The organism is Gallibacterium sp. ZY190522, assembly GCF_054166015.1.
Map to the genome: position 1 here is coordinate 1,114,162 of NZ_CM135118.1, position 13,579 is coordinate 1,127,740.

The following is a 13,579-nucleotide window of genomic DNA, read 5'->3' on the forward strand; positions in this document are numbered from 1 at the left end:
CTTGTCGTCTTCACAGACGTCTAATAGTTAAATAAAAGGTTCAATGCTACCGCTGCCTTTTCTTAAAATCATTGGAGGCTCAACCGTTAAATCGACTACTGTTGTCGGATCTTGCCCAAGATAACCACCGTGTATAATTAAATCAACTTGATTTTCCAATAAGTTACGAATTTCTTCCGGATCAGATAAAGTGAAATATTCTTCTCCCGGCAGCATCAAGGAGCAGGAGAGAATAGGTTCACCTAATGTTTTTAATAACGCCAACGCAATATTATTATCTGGCACGCGAATACCAATAGTCTTACGTTTAGAGGTCATTAAACGTCTCGGTAGCTCTTTCGTTGCTGTTAATATAAAGGTATAACGCCCCGGTGTATTATTTTTAATCAAACGATAAACAGTATTGGTAACCAATGAATAGTTGGATAACTCCGATAGATCGCTACAAACCAAAGTAAAATTATGCCCTTCGGGCAATTTACGAATACGAATAATGCGATCCATTGCGTGTTTATCGCCGAGCATACAACCTAATGCATATCCGGAATCTGTCGGATAAACGATAACACTGCCGTCACGTAGAATATCGACAGCTTGATTGATCAAACGTTGTTGGGGATTATCCGGATGAATATAGAAAAACTGGCTCATAACACCCTCCTGTATTGTGACAACAAAAACGGCTTATTATATAACGCATTCGCTCTTAAAATCACAAAAGATTTATATTATCGTTGCCAAACTGTTTTAACATTTTCAGGAATAGTTAAGTTTTTGCCCAATTCTATCCAACCGCACGGATAATGGAAATCTGAACCGACAGAAGCAGACAGTGATAATTTGCCCAACCACTGAATTAACATTTTTTGCTGATTGTGATCAACGCCACCGGCAATTTCGACCGCATCGCCACCCCATTGTTGGAAATCCTCAATCAGAGTACGGATTTTATTATTCGTCATCTGATAACGCATCGGATGTGCCACCACCGCAATGCCGCCAGCTTGATGGATAACCTCTATCGCTGTCGGAATATCACACCAATTTGCTTTGACGTAACAAGGCTTTCCTTGAGAAAGATAACGCTTAAAGGCTTGCCCTTCATTGCTTACCATACCGATATTGACTAAATAACGTGCATAATGCGCTCGCGTTACCTCACCACTGGTCAAAGCCTGCGCTTCAGCAAAAGCATTTTCCAATCCAAATTTTTTAAACTTTTCACCAATTTCCACCGCTCTGGTATAACGTAATTGTGCTTGTCGTTGCAATAATTCAGTCATTGCCGGATGAGTTGCATCGAAATCTAGCCCCACAATATGAATAGTTTTGTTTTGCCACACTGTTGAAATTTCAACTCCGCTGATTAAGGTAATTTGTTGCTTATGAGCTGCTATTTTTGCTTCGGCAAGGCCATCGATCGTATCGTGATCGGTTAATGCCAACACCTCAACGCCTTGTTCTTTGGCGCGGGCAATTAATGCTGTTGGCGACAATACACCATCTGAAGCATTACTGTGGGAATGAAGATCGATTTTTGTTGCAGAAATCTGTGATAACTTTTGCATTATGTTCTCAAATTAATTATGCGTATTGTTGGAATATCGCTTGCGGTGCGGAAACTTCAATCATCAGAGATTCAAGTCGATTAATGTTAATTCGAAAAACATCACCGAACTGAAATTGAGAATTTGGTAATTTTATTTGTTCATCTAAAACAATCACACTAGCAATTCCCCCTTCAATATCGGTAATTAATAATGTTGCCCATATTTGACTTTGCGAGATTAAGCACTTTGCCAACCCAATATTTGTCGGCATTTGAGATTGTTCAAGTAAAGTAAAAAACCAATTTTGTTGTTGTTTAGGCAATAAAAAATGGCGACAGGCAACAGCACTATAAGCTAATTGATGACAAACCTCTTCTGATAATTGCAATGGCGATAAGATATCAATAAAGTGATTTACTAAATCAAAATCAGCTACTTCAAAAGTGCTATTTCCCATTCCATCTCTATTCAGCACATTTTTATTTAGTGTTGTTTCAACAATTGTATCATTAGGTAATATTGCAGTGAGGCGATCTCGCACACTATCATAGCTCCATTTACACTTATTATTGAATGCCATAAAAATAACTTACCTAAAAATAAAATAATGATGTGGTTGATTATATGATAAAAAAAAGAGAAAAGTGCGATTTAAATAACACTTTTCTCTAAATTTTCCTTTATTATGCAATATTTTTTACTAATTCCTGTACCAAATTTGGTCCGTGATAAATTAAACCGGAATAAAGTTGCAATAATTCTGCACCTGCTTCCATTTTTTGCTGAGCATTTTCCACACTATCAATACCTCCACTGCCGATAATTGGAATATCACCTTTTAATTCTTGATATAACCTCGCGATAATTTTAGTGCTTAAATCTTGTAATGGCTTACCACTTAATCCACCCTGTTGATCCGAATTTTCCAAACCGGTAACCATATCTCTTGATAAAGTAGTATTAGTGGCAATTACGCCATCAAATTGATGACGGCGTAAGCTATCTGCAATCGCAACCAACTCTTCTTCTGTTAAATCTGGTGCAATTTTTAAAGCTATCGGAACATATTTATTTTGTTGTGCTGCTAATATTTTTTGTTTCTGTTTTAATGCGCCTAATAAATCTTCCAATAACTCGCCATATTGTAATTGACGCAATCCCGGAGAGTTCGGTGATGAAATATTGACAGTAATATAATCAGCATATGGATATACTTTTTCTAAACAGAGCAAATAATCATCTCGTCCTTTTTCTACAGGTGTAAAAGTATTTTTACCAATATTAATTCCCAATACTCCGTCATAGCGAGATCTCTTAATATTTTCGATCACCTTATCCACGCCATCGTTATTAAAACCGTTTCGATTAATTATTCCTTCTGCAGAAATTAAACGAAATTGTCGAGGTTTTGCATTACCGGGTTGCGGTAATGGCGTTACCGTTCCCACCTCAATAAAACCAAAACCTAATGTGCCGAAACCGTCAATTGCTTCAGCGTTTTTATCTGCACCTGCTGCTAATCCAATCGGATTTTTAAAAGTAATTCCCATACATTGTTTTGGTGTTCCTGTAACTTGAAAATATTTCTCAAGCAAACATTTTGCCGGACTGCGACCGACCATCCCCAATAAATGAATTGTTAATTCGTGAGCTTTTTCCGCATCTAATGAAAATAGGGCTTTGCGAATTATTTGATACATACTCGTACACCTCGCTGGATAGTTAACTGTAATATTTTAATAGAAAAAGAGAGGCTAGTGCCTCTCTTTTAGTTTATTGTAATGCCTTGTCTATTTTCTCAAATAAATCACGAGAAAGATTTTCTACTTCTCTCAAACGTTCCAAACCGCGCTTCATCAAGGTTTGTCGCTGATTGTCATATCGTGACAAACGAATTAATGGTTCAATTAAACGTGCTGCCACCTGTGGATTTGAACTATTTAAACGAATCAAAACATCAACTAAGAAACGATAGCCTGAACCATCAATTGCGTGGAATGCACTTGGATTTTGTGAACAAAAACTACCTACTAATGCACGTAACCGATTCGGATTATTAAAATTAAAACTTGGATGTTTCATCAAATTCTGCACAATTTCTAACACATCCTCATCCGGACGAGTTGCCTGCAGCGCAAACCATTTATCCATCACTAATCCATCGTGTTGCCATTTTTGCTCAAAATCTGTCAATAACTCATCACGGCAAGCTAGTTGTGCTTGAGTTGACATAGATAATGCCGCCAAAGTATCAGTCATATTATTAGCGTGGGTATAATGTTTATACACTAACGTATTACCTAATTCGGTAAAGGCTAAATAACTTAAACAGACATTATTGAAGCTACGTAAAGCGATACTCTTCTGATCAATATGATATTCATCTTGCTGTGTAAAGTTATATAAACGCAATAGTTGATCTTTCAAGGTAGAAGCAATCTCTTTCTGCATAAAACTACGCACTGCACGAATACCTGATGGATCAATGGTTTTGAATAACTCTGCAAACTCAGTTTCTTTCGGCAATGTCAAAATTAATGCTGTCAATTCAATATCTTGATTATAATTATCCAGCAAATAGTGCAGTGCCTGAATAAATTCCTCCGAAAGTTGCATTGTTTCATTTTGTTGATAATGCTGTAAATTTTGGCGTAATTCATTAGCCAATAACATCTGGCTAGCATCCCAACGAATAAAACCGTTTTCCGCAAATTTCATTAAGGTAATCAACTGTTGTTTACTATAAGGAAATTCTAATTTAACCGGCGCAGAAAATTCGTTTAATAATGCTGGAACCGGTTTTTTGTATACTGGTGAAAATTCAAAAGTCTGTTCATATTGTGTAATATTCAGCACATCGGAACTTAATTCAACACCTTGCACTTTCAATGGCAACACTTGTCCTGCTTCGTCATACAGGGAAACACGAACTGGAATATGTAGATTGACTTTATCCATTTGATCCAAAGTTGGCGGAGTCATTTGATTGATATGCAGGCGATAGGTCAAAGTATTGGTATCATATTCATCTGTTATGTTTAATTCCGGCGTACCAGATTGACTATACCAACGACGGAATTGAGTTAAATCGACCCCAGAAGCACGTTCCATTGCAGAAACAAAATCCTCACAAGTTGCTGCTGTTCCATCATTTTCTGCAATATACAATTTCATTCCTGCTTGGAATTTTTCTTCTCCTAGAAGCGTATGAATCATACGAATTACTTCCGCCCCTTTTTCATAAACAGTAACGGTATAAAAATTGTTCATTTCAATTACTTTTTCTGGGCGAATCGGGTGTGCCATCGGACTGGCATCTTCAGCAAATTGTACTGCACGAAGGAATTTCACATTATTAATTCGATTCACAGTACGAGAACCGGTATCAGATGAAAACTCTTGATCTCGGAAAACAGTCAACCCCTCTTTTAAGCTGAGTTGGAACCAATCTCGACAAGTAATACGGTTACCTGTCCAGTTATGAAAATATTCGTGGGCAATAACTCTTTCTACGTCAAGGTAATCATTGTCAGTTGCAGTTTGTGGGTTTGCCAATACAAATTTAGAGTTAAAGATATTTAAACCTTTATTTTCCATTGCCCCCATATTAAAGAAATCAACAGCAACAATCATATAAATATCAAGATCGTATTCGAGATCAAAGCGATCTTCATCCCATTTCATTGCTTTCTTCAAACTGACCATTGCCCAATCAGCACGATTTAAATTACCTTTATCAACATAAAGTTCCAATGCCACTTCGCGTCCGCTACGTGTGGTGAAAGTATCACGCAATACATCGAAATCACCTGCCACCAATGCAAAAAGATAGCTTGGTTTCGGGAAAGGATCTTGCCATTCTACCCAATGAAAACCATTATCCAAATCCCCTTGACGAACACGGTTACCATTAGAAAGTAATATTGGATATTGAGTTTTATCAGCGATAATACGTGTGCTGTAACGTGCCAACACATCAGGACGATCCAACATATAAGTAATTTGACGGAAACCTTCCGCTTCGCATTGTGTACAAAGAGCTTCTCCGGATTGATACAACCCCTGTAACGATGTATTTTTCGCTGGAGAAATTAAGGTAACAATCTCTAATTCAAATTTATCACGTACAATCGTTTCTAAATCTAAAATCAAACCATCATTTACTTTTTCATATTGAGAAAATGGTTCATCGTTCAGTTTGATTGAAACTAAATCTAAGCTTTGTCCATCAAGATGTAATTTGGTCGCTTCTGGATTTAATTTATGCACCAAGCTCTTTGCCGTGACTTTGGTTTGTTGTGCATCGAGTTGAAATTCAAGAAAAATATCACTAATTGTGTAATCAGGCTTTTTATAATCTTTCCGATATTTAGCTTTTGGTAACATAAATCTTCCATCCATAAAATATAAAAAAACGTTTGTTAGGATAAAGTTTTATTTCTCAAGTTGCAATCTCCTTTCAAGGATTTTCAATGGTTTCTTCCTATTGTCGTTATCTTTGATTTCAATTCAAATGTGATTGTCATATTTCACTGCTTATCAATAAATGCTATCCTTATACCTTCAAATTCACTACTAGGAAATTATGCTATGCCTCAAACTGAAATTGCGATTGTAATGGGTTCCAAAAGTGACTGGAATACAATGCAAGAAGCCGCCAATATTCTCGATCAATTACAAATTCCTTATCACGTTGAAATTGTTTCTGCTCATCGTACCCCCGATAAATTATTCCAATTTGCTGAAACTGCTGCTGAAAATGGCTATAAAGTTATTATTGCTGGAGCTGGCGGTGCAGCGCATTTGCCTGGAATGTTAGCAGCTAAAACTCTTGTTCCTGTACTTGGCGTGCCAGTAAAAAGCTCAATGTTGAGTGGTGTAGATAGTTTATATTCTATTGTACAGATGCCAAAAGGCATTCCGGTCGGTACATTGGCAATTGGGCCTGCCGGTGCGGCAAACGCAGGGTTACTTGCAGCACAAATTCTTGGCGTTTTTAATGCTGATTTAAGCAATCGTTTACGTCAATTTCGCCAACAACAAACTGACGATGTATTAAATCATCCCGATCCACGAGTTATAGATCAATAATTATGCAAAAAAGTTCTCTTTATCCAACAATTTACGTTTTAGGTAATGGACAATTAGGTCGAATGTTACGTTATGCCGGTGCGCCTTTAGATATTAATGTTGTACCTCTTGCATTCCAACAAGCTCTGTTTGAATTGGAGCAACAAGCGTTGATAACAGCCGAAATTGAACGTTGGGAGCAAACTCCATTAACCGAACAGCTTTCTTCTCACCCAAATTTCATTAATAAAAATATTTTTGCTTATCTTGCAGATCGCCTTACCCAGAAACAATTGCTTGATCAGCTTGAACTTGCTACTTCTCCTTGGCTACATTTAACGGCACAAACCTCGTGGCAACAGGTTTGGCAAAGTATTGGTGAAAAAGTGGTAGTGAAACGTCGTACCGGAGGTTATGATGGTCGAGGTCAATGGATTGTTGATCAACATAACACTGATGTTATTATGAAAGAATTATTCGATCAAACTATCGCTGAAGCTTTTATCCCTTTTGATAGCGAAGTTTCTTTGGTTGGAGCTAGATTCGCCGATGGTCGTACCTATTTTTATCCAATAACACAAAATTTACAGCAACAAGGTATTCTACGTTACAGTGTAATATCATCAACCAAGCTGCACCCGATGCAGACTGAAGCGGAACGTATGCTTGGTAAAATTATGCAACATTTGGATTATGTCGGCGTCATGACGATGGAATGTTTTGTGGTGGGTGATAAATTGTTGATCAATGAACTCGCGCCACGTGTACATAACAGCGGACACTGGACACAACTAGGCGCAAATATCAGCCAGTTTGAGCTTCATCTACGTGCATTATTGAATTTACCGACGCCCAAATTAGTCGCAAGAATGCCGACCGTAATGGTCAATATTATCGGCACCGAACATCAAAAAGAGTGGTTGGCATTGCCTTATTCTCAACTACACTGGTATGGCAAAGAGGTGAGAGCCGGCAGAAAATTGGGGCATATCAATATTGCACATCCTGATAATATGCAGCTGATAGAGATTTTAAACCAACTTGAACCGTTACTGCCGGACGATTACCAATCCGGTTTAGCTTGGGCAAAACAGCAATTACAAATTGCATAAAATAAAATTAAATCGCTAGAAACACTTGTCAAAGTCAACGCTTTAACGGTATAACTAGCACACTGTTAACACAACAATTATGTAGAAGGAAAATCTGATGTTTGAACATATTGAAGCCGCTCCGGCTGATCCTATTCTTGGTTTAGGTGAAGCATTTAAAGCTGATTCACGCAGTAATAAAGTTAACCTTGGTATCGGCGTTTATAAAGATGCCAACGGTCAAACCCCTATTGTTAAAGCAGTAAAAGAGGCTGAAAAACGTCTACTTGCCAATGAAAATACCAAAAACTATCTTGGCATTGACGGTTTAGCTGATTTTAATCGTCAAACACAAATTTTATTATTCGGTGCTGATCACGACATTGTCAAAAATAAACGTGCGAAAACAGCACAAAGCCTTGGCGGTACCGGTGCATTGCGTATTGCCGCTGAATTTATTAAACGTCAAACTTCAGCAAAAAATGTTTGGATCAGCGCACCGACTTGGCCAAACCATAACGCCATTTTTAAAGCGGTCGGAATGAATATCTGTGATTATCGTTATTACGACAAAGCGACTCACGGTTTAGACTGGGCAGGAATGATCGCCGATTTGGAAAATGCGCAAGCAGGTGATGTCGTGTTATTCCACGGTTGTTGCCATAACCCGACCGGTATCGATCCTACACCGGAACAATGGGCAACATTAGCAAAAATGTCGGCTGAAAAAGGCTGGTTGCCGTTATTCGATTTTGCTTATCAAGGATTTGCTAACGGTTTGGAAGAAGATGCGGTCGGCTTACGCACTTTTGCCGCAAACCATCAAGAATTGTTAGTAGCCAGTTCTTATTCCAAAAACTTCGGTTTATACAACGAACGTGTCGGCGCATTCACACTTGTTGCTGCCAATGAAGAAATTGCTACTAAAGCATTCAGCCAAATTAAAGTTATCATTCGTACCCTTTACTCTAACCCGTCATCTCACGGTGCGAGTGCTGTTGCAACCGTTTTAAATGATGCACAGCTAAAAGCGGAATGGATTGCTGAATTGGATGAAATGCGTGGCAGAATCAAAGCAATGCGTCAAAAATTTGTGGAATTGCTGGCTAAACACGGTGCAAAACAGAATTTCGATTTTATTATTCAACAAAACGGGATGTTCTCTTTTAGTGGATTAAGCCCTGAACAGGTTGATCGCTTAAAAGAAGAATTTGCCATTTATGCTGTTCGTTCCGGTCGTATCAATGTCGCTGGCATCACCGAACAAAATATCGACTATTTATGTGAAAGTATTGTGAAAGTATTGTGAAAGTACTTTAATCACTGATTAGATCAAGTCGCTCCTCATCGAGCGACTTTTTTATGACATAGCAGCATATAAAATTTACAATTCAACCGAGTCAAAACTCATCCACCACAAACTCAAACCAATCAATCACATCCTGTTCGTGAATACCATTTGTAACCATCACATTAGCTTTGTGCATTTCAGATTGATTCCCCACCAACAGCGGATGCCATTCCGGTAAAGGTTTGCCCTCATACAGTAATCGATAAGCACAGGTTTTCGGCAACCACGTGAAATCAGGCAAATTTTTCTTGGTTAATTTAGTACAGTCCGGCATCAATTTAAAACGTTGGCTATAATTTTGACAGCGCCCAGTTTCTAAATCCAACAAATCGCAAGCAATACGGGTAAAATAGAGCCGTTGCCGTTTACCTCTTCCTTCAATAAACTTTCGATAACAACATTTACCGCAACCATCACATAACGCTTCCCATTCATCCTCATCCATTTCCAACAAACTTTTCTGTTGCCAAAACTGTTCACTTAGTGCCATTTTTCAACCACTCCGTTTTTATCTTAATCCCTACTAAAATTGCAATTTTTCTAAAATTATTTCTAAAAAAAGAAATATTTTGTTAAAAATAATCTAACAAACCAATTTTTTTATTAAATAAATTAATTATCGTTTGACCTTATTCTCTCTTTTTTGTTATATCTACCGCTATCGAAAGTGAAATGAGGTACAACAATGATCGAACAATATTCTGCAATGCGCAACAATATTAATATGCTTGGGCATCTTCTGGGCGAAACCATTAGCGATGCTCAAGGTAATGATATTCTTCAACTTATTGAAAAAATAAGAATTTTATCAAAAAGCTCTCGTTCCGGCGATGAACAGGCACGCCAACAACTGTTACAAACATTAGAAAATATCTCACCGGATAATATCATTCCGGTGGCTCGTGCTTTCAGTCAATTTTTAAACCTCACGAATATTGCCGAACAATACCAAACCATCTCCCGTCATCATACTGATGAAGTGATGTCGGAACGTTCTATCGCCACCTTGCTTGACCGTTTAAAACTGGATAACAGCATTTCAAAACAGCAGATAATTGAAGCCGTTCAACAACTGTTAGTTGAGCTGGTATTAACTGCCCACCCGACTGAAGTGACTCGCCGTTCTTTGGTGCATAAATATGTTGAGATCAATAACTGCCTGCGTAAATTGGAAAATGCCGATTTAACCGCACTTGAACGCCAACAAATTGAACGCCGTCTGTTGCAATTAATCGCTCAGGCTTGGCACACCAATGAAATTCGCACACAACGCCCTACTCCATTTGAAGAAGCTAAATGGGGATTTGCCGTTATTGAAAATAGCTTATGGTCTGCGGTACCACAATTTTTACGCCAGTTAAATCAGGATTTGGAACAACATTTACAATTCCAATTACCGGTTGATTTAGCCCCTGTCCGCTTCTCCTCTTGGATGGGTGGCGACCGTGACGGTAATCCGTTTGTTACTGCCGAAGTGACACAAAAAGTGCTTTATTTGGCGCGCTGGAAAGCGGCGGAACTCTTTCTTACCGATATTCAACAGCTCTCTGATGAGCTTTCAATGATTGAATGTTCTGCCGAATTTACACAAAAATATGGCAATCACGAAGAGTCTTACCGTGCGGTGGTAAAAGATCTGCGTGTTCGTCTTAGCAATACGCTCAACTATTTTGATGATAAATTGGCCAACCGCACACCAACCATTAATCCGGAACAGATTATTACCACTGATGAACAGTTGTGGCAACCGCTATATGATTGCTATCAATCACTCTGTGCGTGCGGAATGCGAATTATCGCAAACGGTTTGTTACTTGACTGTTTACGCCGAGTGCGTTGTTTCGGCGTTACCCTCTCTCGGTTGGATATTCGTCAAGAAAGCACACGCCACCAACAGGCTATTGCTGAAATTACACACTACATCGGGCTAGGCGACTATTCACAATGGAGTGAAGATGATAAACAGGCATTTCTCGTGCGTGAATTAAGCTCACGCCGACCGTTAATTCCGCAAGATTGGCACCCTTCTGCGGAAACAAAAGAGATTTTGGATACCTGCAAAATTGTGGCACAACAGCCGCAAGGCATTATCTCTTGTTACATTATTTCAATGGCGCGTACTGCGTCTGATGTGTTGGCTGTGCATCTGTTGCTAAAAGAAGCCGGCATTAAATATGCGCTGCCGGTAGTGCCATTATTTGAAACCTTGGATGATTTGGATAACGCTGAAAGCGTAATGCAACAACTGTTTGATATCGGCTGGTATCGCGGCATTATCAATAACAAACAGATGATTATGATCGGCTATTCCGATTCTGCCAAAGATGCCGGAATGATGGCGGCTTCGTGGGCGCAATATCGTGCGCAAGAAGCACTGGTCAATCTTTGTGAAGATCGTCGCATTGAATTGACCCTGTTCCACGGTCGCGGTGGGACTATCGGTCGTGGCGGCGCGCCGGCTCACGCTGCTCTGCTCTCTCAACCACCTAAATCTTTGAAAAATGGTTTACGCGTAACCGAACAGGGTGAAATGATTCGCTTCAAATTGGGATTGCCGGAAGTGGCAGTGCAAAGCTTAGATCTTTATGCCAGTGCCGTTTTAGAAGCCAATCTGTTACCGCCACCCAACCCGAAACAGGCTTGGCGTGAAATTATGGATGAACTTGCGGATACTTCTTGTGAAATTTATCGTCAAGTCGTTCGTGGAAATGCCAACTTCGTGCCTTATTTCCGTGCTGCAACACCGGAGCAGGAACTCTCAAGATTGCCGCTTGGTTCACGTCCGGCAAAAAGAAACCCGACCGGTGGTGTTGAAAGTTTACGTGCAATTCCTTGGATTTTTGCTTGGATGCAGAATCGCTTAATGTTGCCGGCGTGGCTTGGTGTCGGAGCTTCATTGCGCACCCTATTTGAACAGGGTAAAAGGTCAACCATTGAACAAATGTGTAAATCTTGGCCGTTTTTCTCCACGCGTATCGGAATGGTCGAAATGGTATTCAGTAAAACCGATTTATGGTTAGCCGAATATTACGATCAACGTTTAGTGCCGGAAAATCTATGGTACTTAGGGAAATCATTACGTGAACAGCTAAAAGCGGATATTCAAACCTTGCTTTCACTGTCACACGAAGATCGGTTGATGGCAGATCTGCCGTGGATTGCCGAATCGATCAAACTGCGTAACATTTACACCGATCCGCTCAATTTGCTGCAGGTGGAATTATTGCGCCGTTTACGCAGCGGTGAAAATAACCACGCTTTGGAACAGGCGTTGATGATTACCATCACCGGTATTGCTGCCGGAATGCGTAATACAGGTTAGTTTTTAGCAAAACAAGAGCAACAAAACGGCAGCAAATGGCTGCCGTTTTTTCTGACTGTATAAATTCGCCTAAATTCAGTAGAATATTGCCCATTCTTATTTATCCTAAACAGTTATGGCGTTATCTCACACAATACTTTCAATTCTGGCGCATCAAGCTGCCACCGGTTATGACATCAGTAAAAAATTTTCGCAAACTTATGGCTTAATCTGGCAAGCAACACACCAACAGGTCTATCGAGAATTAAATTTATTAGAAAAACAGGGCTTAATCTCTTTTTCGCTGCACTTCCAACAGGGAAAACCCGATCGCAAAGAGTATCAATTAACCGATCAGGGTGAACAACAGCTGAAAAAATGGCTATTGGAAAGCACGCTAACAAACGGAATTTTACGAGATGAGTTTATCTCTCGCATTTTGGCAGCATTAAAATGTCATCCGCAAATGGCATTCAGCGCAGTAAAAAAACGACAGCTCGCTCATCAGCAAAATATCCAAAATATGCAAAAATTGATGCAGGAATTAGAACTGCTTGAGGAAAAAACACTTTATGATACGTTAATGATTCTGTTGCTAAAGCGTAGTATTCGCCAAGAGTATGTCAATCTGCAATGGTTAGAACAGGATCTATTGCCTATGCTACAGTTGTTGCAACAGAAATAATGAAAGGAGAAAAAGATGCCCATTACAATTATTAGACCAGCACAACAGCAGGATTTACCAGCATTACTAGACATTTATAATCACGAAATCATTAATGGTGTTGCCACCTTTGATTTACAGCCTAAGTCACTTATGGAAAGACAAAGTTGGTTTGATGAACACAACAAAAATAATCATCCACTATTGATTGCCGAACGTGACGGTGAAGTGCTTGGTTATGCCTCACTCTCTCGCTATGCGGAAAAAGCAGCATACAATTCAACAGTTGAACTTTCTGTTTATATTGCACCATCGGCAAGACGGCAAGGTATCGCCTCACAATTAATGAGTGCCATTATTGAGCTGGCTAAAAAAGATTCCGCCACCCATTTAATCGTGTCATTAATTACAGGAACCAATTTAGCAAGTATTACTTTACACCAAAAATTCGGTTTTAATAAAGTCGGAACACTGCATCAGGTCGGCTACAAACACGAACAATTTTTAGATGTTCATATTTATGAGCTATTAGTTTAATTTCACTTACACAGG

The 13,579-nt window shown here is 39.2% G+C and carries 12 protein-coding genes; 6 read left to right on the plus strand and 6 right to left on the minus strand.

The window, feature by feature from the left end; genetic code table 11:
- Positions 1 to 27: 27 nt before the first annotated feature.
- The 5 genes from ACXPAV_RS05505 to pepN all read right to left on the minus strand — a co-directional run bounded on the left by ACXPAV_RS05505 (position 28) and on the right by pepN (position 5,936).
- Complete coding sequence (locus tag ACXPAV_RS05505) at positions 28 to 651, minus strand: L-threonylcarbamoyladenylate synthase (protein ID WP_458004289.1); 624 nt, start codon at positions 649 to 651, stop codon at positions 28 to 30.
- A gap of 77 nt (positions 652 to 728) precedes the next feature.
- Complete coding sequence (locus ACXPAV_RS05510) at positions 729 to 1,568, minus strand: PHP domain-containing protein (protein WP_458004290.1); 840 nt, start codon at positions 1,566 to 1,568, stop codon at positions 729 to 731.
- A 16-nt stretch (positions 1,569 to 1,584) separates the two neighbouring features.
- Positions 1,585 to 2,130 carry a cell division protein ZapC domain-containing protein gene (locus ACXPAV_RS05515; RefSeq protein ID WP_458004291.1) on the minus strand — a complete coding sequence of 182 codons (546 nt, stop codon included), beginning with the start codon at positions 2,128 to 2,130 and terminating at the stop codon, positions 1,585 to 1,587.
- Between the two features lie 103 nt (positions 2,131 to 2,233).
- Complete coding sequence (gene pyrD, locus ACXPAV_RS05520; RefSeq protein WP_065230732.1) at positions 2,234 to 3,250, minus strand: quinone-dependent dihydroorotate dehydrogenase; 1,017 nt, start codon at positions 3,248 to 3,250, stop codon at positions 2,234 to 2,236.
- Positions 3,251 to 3,323: 73 nt separating this feature from the next.
- Positions 3,324 to 5,936 carry an aminopeptidase N gene (gene pepN / locus ACXPAV_RS05525; protein WP_458004292.1) on the minus strand — a complete coding sequence of 871 codons (2,613 nt, stop codon included), beginning with the start codon at positions 5,934 to 5,936 and terminating at the stop codon, positions 3,324 to 3,326.
- A 204-nt stretch (positions 5,937 to 6,140) separates the two neighbouring features.
- Here pepN and purE point away from each other — a divergent pair, with 204 nt between their 5' ends.
- The 3 genes from purE (at position 6,141) to ACXPAV_RS05540 (ending at position 9,020) form a co-directional block, all read left to right on the plus strand.
- Positions 6,141 to 6,641: a 5-(carboxyamino)imidazole ribonucleotide mutase gene (gene purE, locus ACXPAV_RS05530; protein WP_458004293.1), complete on the plus strand. Its 501-nt coding sequence runs from the start codon at positions 6,141 to 6,143 to the stop codon at positions 6,639 to 6,641.
- Positions 6,642 to 6,643: 2 nt separating this feature from the next.
- Positions 6,644 to 7,732, plus strand: a complete 1,089-nt coding sequence (gene purK, locus ACXPAV_RS05535) for a 5-(carboxyamino)imidazole ribonucleotide synthase (RefSeq protein ID WP_458004294.1) — start codon at positions 6,644 to 6,646, stop codon at positions 7,730 to 7,732.
- Between the two features lie 97 nt (positions 7,733 to 7,829).
- Entirely contained in the window at positions 7,830 to 9,020 is a 1,191-nt protein-coding gene (locus ACXPAV_RS05540; protein ID WP_458004295.1) for an amino acid aminotransferase, read from the plus strand.
- 91 nt (positions 9,021 to 9,111) lie between these two features.
- Here the strand turns inward: ACXPAV_RS05540 and ACXPAV_RS05545 are convergent, their stop codons facing one another.
- Positions 9,112 to 9,552: a YcgN family cysteine cluster protein gene (locus ACXPAV_RS05545; RefSeq protein WP_458004296.1), complete on the minus strand. Its 441-nt coding sequence runs from the start codon at positions 9,550 to 9,552 to the stop codon at positions 9,112 to 9,114.
- 195 nt (positions 9,553 to 9,747) lie between these two features.
- Between ACXPAV_RS05545 and ppc the strand changes: the two genes are divergently transcribed.
- The 3 genes from ppc to ACXPAV_RS05560 all read left to right on the plus strand — a co-directional run bounded on the left by ppc (position 9,748) and on the right by ACXPAV_RS05560 (position 13,564).
- On the plus strand, positions 9,748 to 12,384 hold the full coding sequence (ppc, locus tag ACXPAV_RS05550) for a phosphoenolpyruvate carboxylase (RefSeq protein WP_458004297.1): 2,637 nt from the start codon (positions 9,748 to 9,750) through the stop codon (positions 12,382 to 12,384).
- Between the two features lie 115 nt (positions 12,385 to 12,499).
- Positions 12,500 to 13,048, plus strand: a complete 549-nt coding sequence (locus ACXPAV_RS05555) for a PadR family transcriptional regulator (RefSeq protein WP_039135808.1) — start codon at positions 12,500 to 12,502, stop codon at positions 13,046 to 13,048.
- Positions 13,049 to 13,063: 15 nt separating this feature from the next.
- A complete protein-coding gene (locus ACXPAV_RS05560) occupies positions 13,064 to 13,564 on the plus strand; it encodes an N-acetyltransferase family protein (RefSeq protein WP_458004298.1) in 501 nt (166 codons plus the stop codon).
- Positions 13,565 to 13,579 lie beyond the last annotated feature (15 nt).